22 protein-coding genes are annotated in these 15253 nt (G+C 47.6%); 20 read left to right on the top strand and 2 right to left on the bottom strand.

All coding sequences use genetic code 11. The features are described from left to right. The first annotated feature begins 111 nt into the window (after window positions 1–111). From ACZYR9_RS15810 to ACZYR9_RS15745, 14 genes are all read left to right on the top strand, one after another. Window positions 112–741, top strand: coding sequence for a hypothetical protein (locus ACZYR9_RS15810; protein ID WP_488979456.1), 630 nt, complete (start codon window positions 112–114; stop codon window positions 739–741). A gap of 3 nt (window positions 742–744) precedes the next feature. After that, window positions 745–1086: a hypothetical protein gene (locus ACZYR9_RS15805; RefSeq protein WP_488979455.1), complete on the top strand. Its 342-nt coding sequence runs from the start codon at window positions 745–747 to the stop codon at window positions 1084–1086. A 77-nt stretch (window positions 1087–1163) separates the two neighbouring features. Then, window positions 1164–1430 carry a phage tail assembly protein T gene (locus ACZYR9_RS15800; RefSeq protein WP_488979454.1) on the top strand — a complete coding sequence of 89 codons (267 nt, stop codon included), beginning with the start codon at window positions 1164–1166 and terminating at the stop codon, window positions 1428–1430. Between the two features lie 18 nt (window positions 1431–1448). Continuing rightward, window positions 1449–4442, top strand: a complete 2994-nt coding sequence (locus tag ACZYR9_RS15795) for a phage tail tape measure protein (protein ID WP_488979453.1) — start codon at window positions 1449–1451, stop codon at window positions 4440–4442. Continuing rightward, window positions 4439–4783, top strand: coding sequence for a hypothetical protein (locus tag ACZYR9_RS15790; RefSeq protein ID WP_488979452.1), 345 nt, complete (start codon window positions 4439–4441; stop codon window positions 4781–4783). Before ACZYR9_RS15795 ends, ACZYR9_RS15790 begins: the two co-directional genes overlap by 4 nt. A 72-nt stretch (window positions 4784–4855) precedes the next feature. Continuing rightward, window positions 4856–5707, top strand: a complete 852-nt coding sequence (locus tag ACZYR9_RS15785; protein WP_488979451.1) for a DUF4352 domain-containing protein — start codon at window positions 4856–4858, stop codon at window positions 5705–5707. 51 nt (window positions 5708–5758) lie between these two features. Beyond that, complete coding sequence (locus ACZYR9_RS15780; RefSeq protein ID WP_488979450.1) at window positions 5759–7606, top strand: hypothetical protein; 1848 nt, start codon at window positions 5759–5761, stop codon at window positions 7604–7606. 11 nt (window positions 7607–7617) lie between these two features. Then, complete coding sequence (locus ACZYR9_RS15775) at window positions 7618–8976, top strand: pyocin knob domain-containing protein (protein ID WP_488979449.1); 1359 nt, start codon at window positions 7618–7620, stop codon at window positions 8974–8976. Window positions 8977–8996: 20 nt separating this feature from the next. Next, entirely contained in the window at window positions 8997–9215 is a 219-nt protein-coding gene (locus tag ACZYR9_RS15770) for a hypothetical protein (protein WP_488979448.1), read from the top strand. A 2-nt stretch (window positions 9216–9217) separates the two neighbouring features. Next, window positions 9218–9439: a hypothetical protein gene (locus ACZYR9_RS15765; RefSeq protein ID WP_488979447.1), complete on the top strand. Its 222-nt coding sequence runs from the start codon at window positions 9218–9220 to the stop codon at window positions 9437–9439. Between the two features lie 48 nt (window positions 9440–9487). Then, entirely contained in the window at window positions 9488–10039 is a 552-nt protein-coding gene (locus ACZYR9_RS15760) for a hypothetical protein (protein WP_488979446.1), read from the top strand. Between the two features lie 4 nt (window positions 10040–10043). Then, a complete protein-coding gene (locus tag ACZYR9_RS15755; protein WP_488979445.1) occupies window positions 10044–10232 on the top strand; it encodes a hypothetical protein in 189 nt (62 codons plus the stop codon). Between the two features lie 78 nt (window positions 10233–10310). After that, complete coding sequence (locus ACZYR9_RS15750; protein WP_488979444.1) at window positions 10311–10511, top strand: hypothetical protein; 201 nt, start codon at window positions 10311–10313, stop codon at window positions 10509–10511. 81 nt (window positions 10512–10592) lie between these two features. Continuing rightward, a complete protein-coding gene (locus ACZYR9_RS15745; RefSeq protein ID WP_488979443.1) occupies window positions 10593–10964 on the top strand; it encodes a hypothetical protein in 372 nt (123 codons plus the stop codon). Between the two features lie 192 nt (window positions 10965–11156). Here ACZYR9_RS15745 and ACZYR9_RS15740 read toward each other — a convergent pair whose 3' ends face one another. Then, window positions 11157–11384, bottom strand: coding sequence for a helix-turn-helix domain-containing protein (locus ACZYR9_RS15740; RefSeq protein ID WP_488979442.1), 228 nt, complete (start codon window positions 11382–11384; stop codon window positions 11157–11159). A gap of 106 nt (window positions 11385–11490) precedes the next feature. On the opposite strand from ACZYR9_RS15740, the gene ACZYR9_RS15735 reads away from it, so the two are divergent. The 4 genes from ACZYR9_RS15735 (at window position 11491) to ACZYR9_RS15720 (ending at window position 13972) form a co-directional block, all read left to right on the top strand. Further along, the gene (locus ACZYR9_RS15735; RefSeq protein WP_488979441.1) at window positions 11491–12330 is read left to right on the top strand and encodes a tyrosine-type recombinase/integrase; all 840 of its coding nucleotides are present in this window, start codon (window positions 11491–11493) and stop codon (window positions 12328–12330) included. 64 nt (window positions 12331–12394) lie between these two features. After that, window positions 12395–12856: a phage holin family protein gene (locus ACZYR9_RS15730; protein WP_488979440.1), complete on the top strand. Its 462-nt coding sequence runs from the start codon at window positions 12395–12397 to the stop codon at window positions 12854–12856. After that, window positions 12853–13515: a peptidoglycan recognition protein family protein gene (locus tag ACZYR9_RS15725; RefSeq protein WP_488979439.1), complete on the top strand. Its 663-nt coding sequence runs from the start codon at window positions 12853–12855 to the stop codon at window positions 13513–13515. Before ACZYR9_RS15730 ends, ACZYR9_RS15725 begins: the two co-directional genes overlap by 4 nt. Window positions 13516–13627: 112 nt before the next feature. Then, complete coding sequence (locus ACZYR9_RS15720) at window positions 13628–13972, top strand: YolD-like family protein (RefSeq protein WP_488979438.1); 345 nt, start codon at window positions 13628–13630, stop codon at window positions 13970–13972. A 214-nt stretch (window positions 13973–14186) separates the two neighbouring features. On the opposite strand, the gene ACZYR9_RS15715 is transcribed toward ACZYR9_RS15720, so the two are convergent. Next, window positions 14187–14408, bottom strand: a complete 222-nt coding sequence (locus ACZYR9_RS15715; protein ID WP_488979437.1) for a transcriptional regulator — start codon at window positions 14406–14408, stop codon at window positions 14187–14189. A 140-nt stretch (window positions 14409–14548) separates the two neighbouring features. Here ACZYR9_RS15715 and ACZYR9_RS15710 point away from each other — a divergent pair, with 140 nt between their 5' ends. Both ACZYR9_RS15710 and ACZYR9_RS15705 read left to right on the top strand, forming a co-directional pair. Beyond that, complete coding sequence (locus ACZYR9_RS15710; protein ID WP_488979436.1) at window positions 14549–14818, top strand: hypothetical protein; 270 nt, start codon at window positions 14549–14551, stop codon at window positions 14816–14818. Window positions 14819–14823: 5 nt separating this feature from the next. Next, window positions 14824–15249 (top strand): hypothetical protein, encoded by a 426-nt coding sequence (locus ACZYR9_RS15705; RefSeq protein ID WP_488979435.1) that lies wholly within the window; start codon window positions 14824–14826, stop codon window positions 15247–15249. The last annotated feature ends 4 nt before the right edge of the window (window positions 15250–15253 follow it).

The following is a 15253-nucleotide window of genomic DNA, read 5'->3' as shown; positions in this document are numbered from 1 at the left end:
CGGTGATGAAGACTATGTTGACGAGAGGGGGCGCTTTATTGCGGTTCCTCTTCGCTATGTGGAGTTTACAGAAGATGAAGCAAAGTTGCTGTTAAAGGAGGCGGGGGATAAATGGCAGTTAGCGGAGCTGTCGGAGCAATCTACAAAGCAGCCGGTACGCCGGCGGCGTTCACGGCAAAACCAATGACGAACAGTGGGGATAACAAGCGGTATTTTGTCACCGATCGCACCGTTTGTTATTGGGACGACAGAACGCCGGTGACGGTGGAAAAATCCACGGACAGCGGGACTACTTGGGTTACGGTAACGACTGGGTTTGTGATTGAGCATGCTGGAGGATTTATCGAATTCGCGGCATCTCAGGGAACTGCCATCTTCCGTGTTTCTGGAAAAGCATTAGTTATCACTCAGATCGGCGGCGGGTTTAATTGGACGATGGACGTAGAAAGAGAAAATTTTGATTCTACGACATTTGAATCCGGCGGCTGGCGTGAATTCACTCCAGGACTTGGCGGGTTCTCCGGTTCGTTCGAGAAATACTGGTCAAACGGTGAGATTTTCAGTGAATTAGGCAATGAGCAGCTGGTATTGGTCCTTTATGTCGACGCCGGGCCAAGCAAAACGAGGTATGAGGGGTACGGAATCCTTAACACGAATGGCATTGAAACACCAGTGGATGATTTGGTGTCAGAAAGCATCGATTTCCAAGGTGACGGAAAAATCTTTTACAGGGCGGGATGATAGATGAGAACAAAACCAGTAACGGTTAACGGAAAACAAGTTGTTGTGCGTGAACATAAGATCAAAGAATTACGCAATGATGTCATCCCGAAGATAACGGGCGCTTTGGATGGTGCTGATCTCAGCAACACAGATGTGAAAGATCTGATCCCGTTGCTAGAACAAAAACTCGCGGAGTTTTTTCCCGAGTTGTCCGAGGCGGATATCGACGAAGCTTATCCATCTGAGATTGAGGAATTGATTGATGCATGGGTTGATGTAAATTTTTTCGGAGTAAAGAAGCTGATGAAGCCGTTACTTTCCTTGACAAAATTAGGCTCGTCGCTTCCGAAGCTTGGTTCGTAGCCACATCAATAAACCTCAGCCTTGCCTTCGGGTGGCAGCCTAGCGAATGGCAAGAGTTCACTTTTTCTGCTGTTGAAATGGCTCTCGTACAAGCTGAAGAAGTGATTGAGGACAAGAGATATGAGGAACAGGCCAATCATGCCTTGGTGGCAGCCACGATTGCAAATGTGAACCGCGGTAAGAGAGGCAAAAAAATGAAAATCACCGACATTATCGGTGAACCTCCGTGGAAAGAGCGGGAGAAGAAGCGAAAGAAACAAGCGCAGGAGCAAGAAAAGCTTGAACTGGATAACGAAACACTACGGCAGATCGCCTTGAATAAGGGGTTGTCGGCTGACTTTTAAAAGGTAGGGGGTGATTTCATGAAGGCAAAAGACTTATTGATCCGAATTGGTGCAGATCCGGACGACTTAAGGCGCGGGTTAGGGAATGCCAAAAAAGAAGTGCAGCGGTTCAGCAAAGACATCACTGGTCATATGGACAGAGCTGCTAATTCGATACGGGACTTGGGAGCCGTTCTGGCCACGGCATTCGCCTTTAACAGCCTTAAGGAAGTCGGGTTAAACATCATCAACCTTGCAAAGGAAGCCGAGAGCTCGGAAGCAACGTTCAAACAAATATTTGGCAGTATGACAGAAGAAGCGAGGAAGTTTTCAGAAGAGCTTTCCAAAACATTTCAAGTAAATGCCTATAACTTGCGAAAAAACATGTCAACCGTGAATGCCATTGTTAAAGGCATGGGGTTGGCTGATAGAACCGCTATGGATATGTCTAAGGGAATATCTCAAATGACATATGACCTTGCCGCATTCCGAGATCTAAGCATTGAGGAAGCATTCTATAAGCTCAGGTCAGGTTTAACTGGCGAAACGGAGCCCTTAAAAGAGGTCGGTATCCTTGTTCTTGAGAACACGATCAAGGAGGTAGCATACCGTAAGGGGATAGCCAAAACGGGGAAAGAGTTGACCGAACAGCAAAAGGTCCTCGCTCGTTATGCGGCCATCCAAGAGTCGTTAACTCGGCAGGGGGCAGTAGGGCAATGGATCCGTGAGCAGGACCAAGCTTCAGCGCAGGCGAAAATAGCAAAAGAGAGATATGAACAATTGGCAGCGACTATAGGTCAAAGGTTACTGCCCATCTACACAAAACTGTTCAATATCATTAATTTTGTTCTCGATAGATTTTCACAGCTACCGGATTCGGTACAGGGCGGCGTCTTATGGTTCGGAGTGGCAGCTGTTGCGCTCGTCGGACTTACCTTTGCGCTAGGCGCCGTATTAGCAATCGTCCCATTTGTCGTTAGTGGTTTCGGCATGCTTGCTGGAGCAGGCAGGGCTGCAGCTCTTTTAGTCGGTAGATTTGGTGTTGTTCTACGTGGAGTTCTGGCAATAGGAACTAGGCTGCATCCTCTCCTTGCGATTGCCGCAACACTGGTATATGTAGGCGCTCAAAGTGAGTGGGCACGCAGGAAGGCCCAGGCACTTTGGGACACGTTAAAGGGGTTCTTGGGAGTCCAGACGGCGAATGCTTCAGGAACATCGGGACAGACGGATGCGGTCGGAGATTTGACGGATGGCTATCAGGATTACATCGACGTTATCGGCGGAGTAGAGGATGGCCTAAAGGATGCTGGTAAGGCATCTGAAAAATTCCTTGCCTCCTTCGATGAAGTGTATTCTATACCGGATAAAGGTGGGGGCGGAAATCATCCGTCATTGCCAACGTTACCTGCACCTCCGAATAATGAGGGAAACGCCGGTGGAGGTTCAGGAACCGGCGAAAGCTGGATCAAGAAGTTCCTTGATGAAATCAAACTCCTACCAAAAGTCATAGATATGCCAAAGCCTATGCCACCAGACGGCGGATCAGGAGCTGTGGCAACGGCTTGGACTACATCGATTAATCAAATCGTCAGTGCGGTTGCTACACTTCCAGAGCGCTTCAGAACAGGCGTATCCACGATACCTGGAATTGCAGCAAACTTAGGGGCTCAAGTTGCCCAAATATTTTCAAACATGTGGGCGGCAATTAACAATGGAACGATAATCGGCACATACGGCGTAACTTCTGCAATCAATACGATGTTTGCCGGCATGAACAGTTCCGCAGCAACTGGTACCTATGGTGTAATAGCTGCCTTCACATTAATGTGGTCCATGATTAATGCGACTAATCTGTCCAATTCAGCGCTGCTAACCGATCAATGGAACTTAATGAATTGGGGCCTTGTCACTGCAACGACCTTGGCAGCCGCGTCAATAAGCGCGCAATGGTCGGCGCTGACAAGCCTATTAACTACAAATACAAGCGAGCTCGCCACTTCTGTGAAAAATCAGTGGCATGAGATGCTGGATTATATGCAGACCCAACTCAATGAGTACAATCCGTACTTGATGTACGGATGGGCAATGCTGATCCAAGCGCTTGAGGAGATAATCCCATCGAGTGTAGGTGTTTCTATTGCTTGGCATGAAATGCTTGACTTTATGCAAGTAGATTTGAACGCCTACCGCCCGTATTTGGAGTACGGATTAGGACTCCTGGTTGTCGCGTTAAAAGGATTGATTGACTCTACACTTAACACAGCAACTGCTTGGGACAGAGCATGGAACTGGATGTTGGATACCGCAAGAAGCATAACTGCTCCAATATTGTCCTATATCGATATGGTGATGAGTCAATGGGCGGCTATGGCTGCGATGATAGGCCAGCCTATAACCTTGCCTAATATACAGATGCCGAAGATTGAATTGCCGGACTTATCAGGTGTCAAAAGCGTGTTGAGCGAAGCTGGGCAAACCGCTACAGGCTTCTTGAAAGAGGCAAGCAAGAACCTCGATTCTTTCCTAGATGCCGGGGCCAATGCGCTAACTCTGGGGCTCCATAATCGGCTCTTGAAGGCCAATGAACAAAATCAGAGGGTCGATAACCAGAGCGGTGCAGCCGGTACGGCGGGATCGCTTTTCGGCGGTGCTGTTGGAGCAGGAAAAGCAGCAGGAGCTATTTCCAAAGGTGCTGCAAGAGGCAAAGATCTTTTGGAGCAAATAAGGGATGCCCTTGGAAATTTAGGCTCAGGCCGAGCAATAACAGGTTTTGCAGGCGGCGGTATTATAGGCAGCGATAGTATCGTCCGGGTAGGTGAACGCGGTCGGAGAGAGGCCATCGTACCACTGGATACTGAAGCCATGAGGCCGTTTGCCAATGCTATTGCTGAGGCGCAGGGTAACGGCGGAGGTGTTCGGGACGTCGTTATACATGCTGGTGTGGTCGTGGCTGACAAACGCTCTGTGAAAGAATTTGCGCGTATGATCAAAACTGAGCTTAACAATGACGACACGAGGGGGTTAAACAGATGAGTTTAACCATCGATGGGGTGGCGATCCAGACGCCAAATAAATTTCAAATCAGGCGTTACAACCTAACCAAAGCCGGGCGCGTGGCTTCTGGCAAAATGACCATGGATATCATTGCGCAAAAGAGGGAATTCAATTTCGAGTATTCGACGATCATGGGCACCGAACTTGATAATATCCTTAGCCTCATAATGAACCCGAGTAAACCTTTCTTCACTCTTGCCTACACCGAGAATGGGGTAGCGAAAACGGCCAAGTGCTATGCCGGGGCAATCCCTTCTGATTTATTGCGTTCCGATGTTTGGCAATGGACCGATGTAAATTTTGCTTTAATCGAACAATAAAGATAAGGAAATCCCCCCATATTTTGTGTATATTTATTTTAATGTATCCAGAATGTGGGGGAGGCGTTAGGCTTGGATCTATATATTTGTCCGGTATGTCAAAACAAAAATACCGAAGATCAAAAATATTGCGGGTCTTGCGGTACTTGGCTTTTGAGCGAAAGGTTCCCGGCAAAAAAAGCGAAAAAGCAATTGACTGATAAATTGTATATTTGCTCATTTTGTGACACAGCCAACGAGCCGGGAAGAAACGCTTGTAAAAAGTGCTTCAAGCCTCTTTTCAGCACTGAGTATAAGACGAAGGAAATATCGGTCAAAAAGAGTGGAGGATACCTGATAAAGCTGGTGAAGTTTACGGCATGGACAGTGGCTATTTTTGTGGGCCTGATCATTATTGGTGTTGTGGTGAGCAATAACCAGACCGAATCAACATCAGTCCCGGGTTCCAGCATTCAGTCCGCAGTCGGCACATCGAGAAATAATCCTGCTCCGATCGGAACCCAAGTCAATTCAAGGATCTCTCAATTAAACGAAAACTTTGATGCATCGGTCACCGTAACCAAGGTGATTCGGGGAGACGAGGCTTGGAAGCTTATAAAAAAGGCGAACTCGATAAATCCGGCCCCTAAAGCAGATCTTGAATATATGCTGGCTGAAATTGCTTTGAAAGTGAATAAGAGTGACAAGCCGGATACGCAGCTTGCGATTGGGCCGAATAACTTCACCCTCGTTTCATCGGATGGCAAGGATTATGCAATGGACTTCATTGTTCTGCCGGATCCAAGTATGCAAACGAAATTGTATTCGGGGGCAACGCATACCGGTTGGGTGGCTTTCCAAGTAAGAAAAGATGATCAGAATCCTCTCATCACAGCAGCTCGTGACGTTCAAGGGCGAAACGGTATATGGTTTAAAACAAATTAAGGACGCCAATCAAGGCGTCTTTTTTCTTTTGCAGAAAGGAGGCTGCCCGGGTTGACTGACGTTCACTCCAAGATGAAAGAGGACTCGAGACAGATATTTGCCAAGGTTGAGATATCTTATTCGGACCCCTTTGTCGACACTTCACTTGCCGCCACAGCATCAGAAACGGGGCGGTACACCTATGTTAACCAAATCAAAAACGAACTCAGTGAGCCTGATTATAAGTTTTTCTCACTCCACAACAACCGATTAGACGGGACCTTTCATCCGCTACCAAGTGTGGATGATGAAGTTGAGGTAGGCTGGTGGGGAGCTACTTTATCGGATGCCCAAGGGGTTATGAGCCCAGCGCCGGTCATAGCTATAACTTTCGACCCTCGCCCCGTTTACTCGTTAAAGGTGTTTGGAGACAACAAACTCAATGAGTTTCCGGTCGATTTTACCGTAAAGCTCTATGACTTGAATAATGTTGTAGTTTATACCGAAACCGTCACAGTAAACACGCTCGTACATTGGGAAAAGCCTATCACGAAAATCGGCAGCATCAGAAAAATGGAAGTGACGATTCAAAAAATAAACAAGCCTAATTCCGTCCCGAAAGTCCTTGAGTGCTACACCGGAGTCAAGGAAGAATATGACGGCGAACGGATCATAGAGCTTGGATTACTTGAGGAACAAGTTTTTGACGATCAAACATTACCTATCGGGAATGTTTCAACAAATGAAATTGATATCCGGTTCGATAATTCAGACAAGCACTTTGACCCAAGAAATACTGGGTCACCGCTGTATGGCATGCTGAAGAAGAACCGCCGCGTTAAGGCTTGGCTCGGGGTTGACCTGGATGGGTTGGGGGAGGTCACTTACTACCCACTCGGTGTTTTCTACACTACCGATTGGAACGCCCCGACGAATGAAATTTACGCCGAAACAACCGCCCGGGATCGGTTGGAATTGTTGAAGCAATGGGACTTCACAACCTCCCAAGTTTACGTCAATCAAAACCTGTACCAAATCGCTGATATCCTGCTCCAAGACTTCGGCTTGACCAATCGAGAATACCGCATCGATACGGCCTTACAAAGCGTTATCGTGCCTTATATGTGGTTTGACCGCGTTACCTACCGGGAAGCACTCGCACAAATCGCAGAGGCAGGATTAGCTCGCTTGTATTGCGATAGAAATGGAATTATCCGCCTTGAAGTGCAACGAGCTTCAGGTCCGGCTGTGTTTGAGTTCAAAGAGGACGAAACGATATTTTGGGCCGACTATCCTTTTGCCTCTGGACAAACAGCGAATTACGTCGAAACCGAAACAAGGCCGAGGGCATTGACACCAGCAGACACTATTTTTCAGAGTCAAGAGTCAATTTCTATCCCGGCCAATGGCACAAAGGAAATGACATACAAGTTTAACTTTGTCCCGTGCATGAATGTATCTGCACCGACAATCACGGCGGATGCAAATGTCACGGTTAAATCCTATACCGTCTATGCATGGGGAATGGTTGTCGTGTTCCAAAACACAGCAGCAACTGCTCAAAACGTAACAAGCGTCACGATCACTGGTCAAAAGCTTGAAATCGTCGGCGGTTCGGTGGCGGTTGCTCAAGATGCGCAAAGCATACGGGAGAATGGCAAGCTTTCAAAACTGATTGCAGATGATTTCATCCAGACGATGGACCGAGCACAGCAGATATCCGACACCATCTTAGCCGCTTTCAAAGACCCGAGGCACGACATTGAGCTTGATAATCGTGGGCATGTGGCGCTTCAGCTGGGCGACAAAATAACGGCTCCGGGTTTCAATCTGGGTACGACTACTGATTATTACATTGTCCGACAGGATACCAAGTGGAACGGAGCTTTAAGTGCAAGGATAAAAGGATTCCGGGCGTAAGGAGGGAGAACATGGCATATCCAGCTAAAACAGATTGGAACTCATCCAACGGAGTTGCTGACGCAGATATAAACCGGTGGGAAAAAGGCATTGCCGATGCCGACATTCAACTCCGCAATGTAGAGCTTGAGAATGTTGGGTATGGCGTTAGAAACGGCTTAGGTGTCACTGCTGCAGGAACACCAAACATGACCGTTACTATAGCTGCTGGCGTCATTTATATGCCCGGAGGTGAGCGGTACAGTTTTTCAAACCCGGCATCAGTGACGGTCGTTGCAGCTGACGCAACGAATCCTCGGAAAGACATTATTTTCATTTCATCCACTGGCGTCATGACCTATTTGGCGGGAACGCCAGCAGCGACTCCGGCAGAGCCGGCTTTACCAGCGGGAGCTATGAAACTGTGTGTTATCGACGTCCCAGCAGCAGATACGGCCATCGAACAAGCGCAAATAACGGACTCGCGGATTATGAAGCCTAAGGTTTGGACTTCGGCAAACGGTGGCTCCGGAAGCGGGCTTTTGGCTGATGATTCAGACAAGGTAGATGGTAAGCACTGGACGGATATCCAAAACGAAATTCTCAGCAAATTCGTCAGCGAAGCTACAACGGGAACGCTCGACTGGAACCACGCAACGAACACACAACCCGGAGTGGGGCCAACACTTTTGAAGGGGAACGCAACGAGTGGCCCGGGGCCAGATGCATACTTTCATGCATTGAATATAGAGTATGCGACAAATAACGGGACAGGAAATGTTACTCAGTTGGCTGTTCCTTACGCCCCCTCCGTCAATATAGGGATCTATATGCGTGGTAGATATAATGGCAATTGGACTGCTTGGAGCAGGCTTTGGGATACCTCCCAAATGCGCATTAACACAACAGGCGGTTATCTCGAAGTATTAATAGGAGGGGTGTGGAGACCAGTGGGCGGTATGCAAGTGGGTAGAAAACGCTATACATCGTTAACTTTGGCAAATGCTACTGCTGCAAACACATATGTCACGGTTTTGGATTTAACTAGCGTCCAAGGGAGATTGGATTCGTTGAGAGTTTTAAGTTCGCAGATGGGCGCTACTGGAAATTTAAGGGTAACTATAGATGGCGTGGCTGAAGTTATGCCATTTACCAATGCTGCTAGCGATGGCACTGGAACTAAATATAGTTATCACTATTTCTTGGGCAATCATCAATGGGGAGATGGAGCTGCAAGCACCGTAACGACCGACAAAATATCCAATCATGCCGACGCACCAATTGAATTTTACAGTTCCTTAAAAGTTGAGGTTTCCTTGGGTTCCACCGTTGACTCAGCTTATCCAACAACTGCGACCGCGGCCTATGCGCTTAAGTTAGGTTCGGCATAAGAAAGGGGGAGGTGATAAACATGGCTGTAACCATAACTGAAATAACAGAAAACGGCATACCGTACCGCATTACTGAGGACGCCGAAACCGGACTGTTCATGAAAGAATCTCTGCAAGAACCGCCACCGTTGCCGCCATCTGGGCAGAGCAAAATTGAACTAATGGAAGCCGAAATATCCAGCCTTAACATGCAAAACATAGAATTGTGGGAAATCCTAATCTCTAAAGGAGTGGTCTAATCATGACAATCTATCCATCATTGGTACAAGGCTATGCGAGAGCGATTTACATCGACGGTAAAAGGACATTCGCAAGCATCATTACGGAATACGTTGAGCCTGTTAAGCAATATGCAGCCGCCAACTACACCCTGTTCCAGATCGATAACGCACTGGCTCAGGGATATGTCACGCAACAGGAATACTCTGATACACTTGCATATATCCCGGCCACAACGGCTTAAGATTGACCCGCGGCATAGCGGGATTTTTTTATTTATAGGAGGTGCTTTATGCCAGCAGACTTAAATAATTACGCACATTCAATGTCGATCAATCAGAACGACGGAAAGGTTATGCCCAATGTTGCTGCTCAACTAACGGGGAGTAATGTTCAAGACGCGCAAGCGATCCCCACTAAGTTGCAAGCAAAAGTAATAACACTAGCCAATGCGGTAGCTGTAACTGATACAAACTTACGAATATATGACCTTATTACAAACGGTGGATTAACAGAGGATGAGATCCGCCGTTACAGAAAAATAAAAGTGTCATTAGTAAATACACATAACCAAGCAGCAAATATAAAACTTGCAACTGCTGTTAGTTCTTTGGGCGTTACCGTATACTCGTCTTCTGGTGAAATTTATGTCGAAACTGGAAGTTTGCCAGCTTCACCAGGAAGACTCACGTTACAGTCAAAAGCAGGAGGAACTGGAGCATCGCCACAAGTTAAGGCTGTTCCAGCTTTAGAGGATATTCACTCCAATTTGTTTGTGACAATATCTTTTGGTACAGCACCGACGTCTGGCTCATTTACGATCAAGGTTGAACTAGGAGGTTAAGATCATGCCAAAAGAGACGCAAACAGCAGTTAGTTGGGCATTACAACAGCGATGTGAAATCGAACCTGGAGTAATCATTGCTGTTTCTCCTGATGTACCTTTCACTTTGGTGGATAAAGTGAGGGAATATTTTAACACCAACGCGATTAATTATGGCGAGTTTTCGTTTGATGATTTGACCCAATTCTTATAACGCTAATGAAGTTCGAATGTTTAAGAGTGTATACTCCCGTATACCGATAGTTTAAAATGGTGTACGGGGGTGATCGGAGTGCCGGAGACTTTTCGCCGCGGACGGGTCGCGGAATACATCCAGCGTTTGATCTGGAAAAAGCATGCGCTAACGCAGCAGTTGGATATGCCGGAGCTGGCTGACATGAAACAAATCACGCAGGGACAGATTCAAGCGCTGGACATGGTTATACGGGAAATGATTCAGGAGTTCGATATTCAGGAGGAGGACCTTAAATAGGTTCTCTTTTTATTTTGGGGAGGATGTTGTGAAAATGGAATTGACAATGAGTAACTTGGAATTGTGGCGTGAGGTGTTGAAATGATCGAGATTACATTTTACAGAAACGGTTTCGAGATCAATGGACACGCTGTACCAGAGATATGCTACCAAGTGTCAATTCTGGCTTGGGCCTTTTCTAATCTAATATTGGAAGAAGAGCAGGGCGACTGGTATACAGCCGATTACGATAATTCCAACGCCGGTTATTCCCATTGTGTGTACGCTCCAACTGATGGGAAAGGTAATTTGTTTCTTAAACGATTCAAGGAAATGGTGACGGTTTGGGCTGATCACTATAAGTGGCAAGAAGAGCATCATGTGAAAATAGTCGATAATGTTGGATTATTGGTCATACCGGAAAACTTCAAAGAACTTAAAGGGATTAATCAGAGGGAAGTGCAAAAGCGATGAACAAGCAAAAGATTGAAGTTGATCTTTTGGGTTAATTTGTGCGAAAACCCGATAGTATACAGCAGCATACAAAGCCGAACAGACCGCGACACGGCGGACAATTGGTTCATCGAAGTTCGATAGCGACATAAGGACCATCTCTCGTTAACACCAACGAAATGGTCTTTTTTTTTTCGTAAAAAAATGCCCGGGTTATTCCCTGGGCAAAAGTTTGAGGATGTCTGTAATTTGGCAATCCAGCACCTCACATATTTTTGCGAGGTTATCCAGAGGCAACCGGTTGGTTTGGTTCCGGCACATCTCATTTATAGATGGCTGCCTAATACCAGTTTTTGCGGCCAACTCTCTTTGAGACATACCACGATCTTGCAGCAGCTGTTCCAGTGTAATTATGACTTTCAGACGGATTTCCTCCTTCATTTACCTGATACGTTTAACATATCATTTTCTTGTTGACACGTAAAGCGTATCAGGTATATTATGGTGATACGCAAAACGTATCATATAACGAACAGGAGGAAATATCATGTTGCTCTCGGAAGCTTGGAATGGCTACGAATCGGACAAGCGTCTTGAAGGTTACTCGCCGCACACACTGAAAGCTTATCGTCTGCAATCATCTTTATTAATCCGTCGTGTCGGAGACGTCGAAATCGAAATGGTTAACTTTGAGCAATTGAAAGATCATCTGGCCAAGGATGCCGAGCGTTTGAAGCCTTCCAGCGTCGGCCACCGGGTTCGTTTCCTGAAATCGTTGTTTCGCTGGGCTTTGGATGAAGGGTACATTTCCAAGAATCCTGCGGCCAAGCTGAAAGAGCCAAAGCAGGGGCACCGGATCCCGAAGGCCATGAATGAGGAAGATGTTGAGTTGCTGCGGGAAGCCTGCAGGAGTCCGCTGGAGCATGCTTTGGTTGAGATCTTGTACACGACCGGCTGCCGTATCGGGGAGATCGCCGGGTTGAACCGGAATAGCATCAGCTGGGAGGATCGCTCCATTGTAGTTCGGGGAAAGGGGGATAAGGACCGTGAGGTATATTTTACGATCAAATGCGGAATATGGCTGAAGCAGTACCTGAAAGGCCGCAAGGATACGGATATTGCTCTATTTGTAACCGAGCGAGCGCCGCACCGCATGAGCATCCCGCAAATACGTTACATAATCAAAAGGATAGCCAGGCGGGCCGGAATCACAACAAACGTTTATCCGCATAAATTACGACACAGCTACGCTACACATCTGATGAACAACGGTGCGCCGCTTGAAGCCATACAAACACTCCTCGGTCATGCCAAGATGGACACGACAAGGATTTACGCCCATTTGAGCGGAGAGCGCCGTAGGGAGATATACCGCAAATATTTTTGATGAACTGCCCCGAGCCGATCGGGGTTATTTTTATGCCCGGGGAAAGGGTGGAGAGGGGTCACATATGCAAATAAGACAATTTGGAATGCTTATCTCGACGGCCGCGGTGGGGGAAACCCGGGGTGAAGCTGTACTTGGCGGAATAGCAGCTTTTTTAGGACTTATCGCAAGTGAATATCTGGGTGGATGGGATACGGCGCTGAAGGTATTGGTATTCCTTATGATTGCCGATTATATCAGCGGTCTTCTCGGGGCCATCAAAACAAAGGCGGTTAACAGCGAGGTCATGTTTTGGGGTGGGATCCGAAAAGGTGTGGTGATGGGAGTGATCGCACTAGCCGTACTTCTGGACGAGTTAATAGGAGGAGACGTGCCGGTATTTAGAACGATCGCTCTGTACTTTTATTCTGGTCGTGAGGGATTGTCAGTTGTCGAAAATCTGGGTGTTCTTGGTGTACCATTACCGCCAGCATTCACGAAGTTCCTTGAGCAGCTACAGCAGAAAGGCGAGGAGGCTAAAAGATGAACATTGTAGACGTCCGCGGCCGGCTGCCGGTGCACAAATCTAAGCGTTACGGCAGCCGCCAACCGCAGGACATCCGTTCTATTGCGATTCACCACTCCCTGACTTTCACCGGTAGCGCTCAGGCATTTGCAGAGTACCATGTCAATAAGAACGACTGGCCAGGCATCGGCTATGCCTGCGTTATCGATCGTGACGGAACGATATACTGGTGCTGGGATTGGACGGTGCTTACCTATCATGTGGGCAACTCTAACCGGCAGGCGCTCGGCATTTGCTTGGTCGGAGACTTCCGAAGCCAGCAGCCTACCCATGATCAGCATGCTGCGGCCGTGGAGCTGGTCCGCATGCTGCAGCGGGAGATCCCGACGGCAGCGAAGGTGCTCGGCCATTCGGAGTATCCCGGATATAGCTGGAAGGCGTGTCCGGTTATTGATATGGATGAGTTCAGGAAATCTGTTCAGGAAGGGGTGGAACCTGTGCTTGATCCGGGAGTAGCAAATACGATAATAAATACATGGATCAAACCGGAGTGGAAGGTTGCCGAGGATAAGAAAGCAGGCGCATCCGTTACAACGGTGAAAGCGTTAGCGGATCAACAAAAATATTATAACTGGCTTGCCAATCAGCTTCGAACTGCCTCCGGACAGCAGGCTGAATAGCGCAGGGAAATTTTCCTTACCCACTGGCTACGGCTGGTGGGGTCTTTTTTTTACTTGAAAAAGGGAACAATTGTTCTTATAATGGGTTAAAAACGTACGGAGGATCTGGAACATGAACAATCCCAACAAGCTAACCACGGGTGCCAACGTTATGTGGGAGTCATCCCGTATGATCATCCCTGAGCACAGGGAAGCGATCAATCGCCATCGAAAGGAGTCTGCCCGCAAGCAACGTCCGGCGCTGGATGAGCAGCGGCTGCAGGATCTTGGATATGCGATTGGTGAGGCTATGACTGAGCAGATAGCCGTTACATTGGTCGTTTTCGGCGAGTTCGAAGACCGGGAGATCACAGGGACCATCGAGAAGGTGGATCGCCAGCTGCGGCAGTTGAAGGTAGTCACTGGTCCTGATGAATTCGAATGGGTGAAATTTGTGGATATCGTGAGCGTGAATTAATCATATTTACCCCGCCGCGCACATAAGAATATGCTATACATAAACTTTCGCTGAGAACCGCAGCGCCCCCGGCGCAAGGAAGCGGAAGCAAAAGTTCGACCATGCTTCCCAGGTATCTGTTTACGCGGTGTTTACAAGGAAATGTATACGTGATGTTTACAAATCCCAAACCCGATAGGACCGGACAGAAGGACATACTTCCTGAAGGTCTTTTTTATGGCCAAAAATCATCCTCGATCACAGCTTCATACCCGTTTTTGTTTAACCCCATGATGATTCTCCCCTTGGTGCTTCTGTTAGGCTTGTAGTCATTTTTGTTGCAGAGCTTTGATACTGTGTTCTTATCCACCCCGCAGTGCTTTACAACCCACTCCTGAGACTCATTTCGATCCACCCACTTGCCAAAAGGCGTCCTTTCTTTCCCCAAACCAAACACGTAGTTGTCCCTCCTCTCTTTCTACAAGGATGGACAAAGGAATCTAATTTTATTCAGTGTTTGGTGCATAAAAGTGGAATTTTGGACAAATTTCCGCACATATCTTGGGGATATACAACGGTTTACAGGAGGTAGACACCATGAAAACAGAGGTCATATCGTTCCGGCTGCGTAAGGAGCTGGATGCGGATTTGGCTGAAGCTGTGCGCGATGTCAATAAAGAGGAATTGAAAACCTTATGCCGTAACGGTCTGCGTCTGATGCTAGGTATCCGCACGACAAGAACGGTCGAAGTTCAGGAACGTCCGTTGAGCGTTCCGCAGTCCACCAAAGAGGTTAGGGAGCCCGAGGTAATTAAAACGGCTGTAACGGGAAGTAAACCTGCCGTATACATCCCAAAGAGGAGTTGAACATCATGTCGAAAACACAGGTGATCGGGTGGAATGAGTTTGTGGGCGGTGGAGTGCGGCAGCCGGTTTGTTATGTCGTTGAGTTGAGCAGCATCGGGAAAGACGTTTCTCGTAAGCTTAAGGAAAAGGAGACGGTCATAAAGGTGGCAGGCGTTGCCCTGATCCTGTTTGCCGGACTTCCAGACACATCGTTTGCGGCCGGTACCGGGATTGACGCCGGAGCCAATAAGATTTACCGCAAGCTGATCAATATCGGCAAATGGGTGATTATTGTCAAGGCCGGAGTTGAAACCATCAAGAATGCAGCTGACGGAGATTTTGACACGGTCAAAAAGGGATTCTTGGGCTATGGCGTGACCTATGCGATCCTTTGGGCGCTCCCTTGGATGATGGCTGAGATCGAGAAGCTTTTTGAGGAAATGGGAACGTGAGGTG

Source organism: Paenibacillus sp. F024 (assembly GCF_057814255.1).
The sequence above is the reverse complement of the archived record's forward strand: the minus strand, read 5'-3'. Positions and strand labels throughout refer to the sequence as shown.

Coding starts and splice junctions, on each gene's coding strand:
- ACZYR9_RS15810 (WP_488979456.1), top strand. CDS start 112: ATGGCAGTTAGCGGAGCTGTCGGAGCAATCTACAAAGCAGCCGGTACG.
- ACZYR9_RS15805 (WP_488979455.1), top strand. CDS start 745: ATGAGAACAAAACCAGTAACGGTTAACGGAAAACAAGTTGTTGTGCGT.
- ACZYR9_RS15800 (WP_488979454.1), top strand. CDS start 1,164: ATGGCTCTCGTACAAGCTGAAGAAGTGATTGAGGACAAGAGATATGAG.
- ACZYR9_RS15795 (WP_488979453.1), top strand. CDS start 1,449: ATGAAGGCAAAAGACTTATTGATCCGAATTGGTGCAGATCCGGACGAC.
- ACZYR9_RS15790 (WP_488979452.1), top strand. CDS start 4,439: ATGAGTTTAACCATCGATGGGGTGGCGATCCAGACGCCAAATAAATTT.
- ACZYR9_RS15775 (WP_488979449.1), top strand. CDS start 7,618: ATGGCATATCCAGCTAAAACAGATTGGAACTCATCCAACGGAGTTGCT.
- ACZYR9_RS15770 (WP_488979448.1), top strand. CDS start 8,997: ATGGCTGTAACCATAACTGAAATAACAGAAAACGGCATACCGTACCGC.
- ACZYR9_RS15765 (WP_488979447.1), top strand. CDS start 9,218: ATGACAATCTATCCATCATTGGTACAAGGCTATGCGAGAGCGATTTAC.
- ACZYR9_RS15760 (WP_488979446.1), top strand. CDS start 9,488: ATGCCAGCAGACTTAAATAATTACGCACATTCAATGTCGATCAATCAG.
- ACZYR9_RS15755 (WP_488979445.1), top strand. CDS start 10,044: ATGCCAAAAGAGACGCAAACAGCAGTTAGTTGGGCATTACAACAGCGA.
- ACZYR9_RS15745 (WP_488979443.1), top strand. CDS start 10,593: ATGATCGAGATTACATTTTACAGAAACGGTTTCGAGATCAATGGACAC.
- ACZYR9_RS15740 (WP_488979442.1), bottom strand. CDS start 11,384: ATGAAGGAGGAAATCCGTCTGAAAGTCATAATTACACTGGAACAGCTG.
- ACZYR9_RS15735 (WP_488979441.1), top strand. CDS start 11,491: ATGTTGCTCTCGGAAGCTTGGAATGGCTACGAATCGGACAAGCGTCTT.
- ACZYR9_RS15730 (WP_488979440.1), top strand. CDS start 12,395: ATGCAAATAAGACAATTTGGAATGCTTATCTCGACGGCCGCGGTGGGG.
- ACZYR9_RS15725 (WP_488979439.1), top strand. CDS start 12,853: ATGAACATTGTAGACGTCCGCGGCCGGCTGCCGGTGCACAAATCTAAG.
- ACZYR9_RS15720 (WP_488979438.1), top strand. CDS start 13,628: ATGAACAATCCCAACAAGCTAACCACGGGTGCCAACGTTATGTGGGAG.
- ACZYR9_RS15710 (WP_488979436.1), top strand. CDS start 14,549: ATGAAAACAGAGGTCATATCGTTCCGGCTGCGTAAGGAGCTGGATGCG.
- ACZYR9_RS15705 (WP_488979435.1), top strand. CDS start 14,824: ATGTCGAAAACACAGGTGATCGGGTGGAATGAGTTTGTGGGCGGTGGA.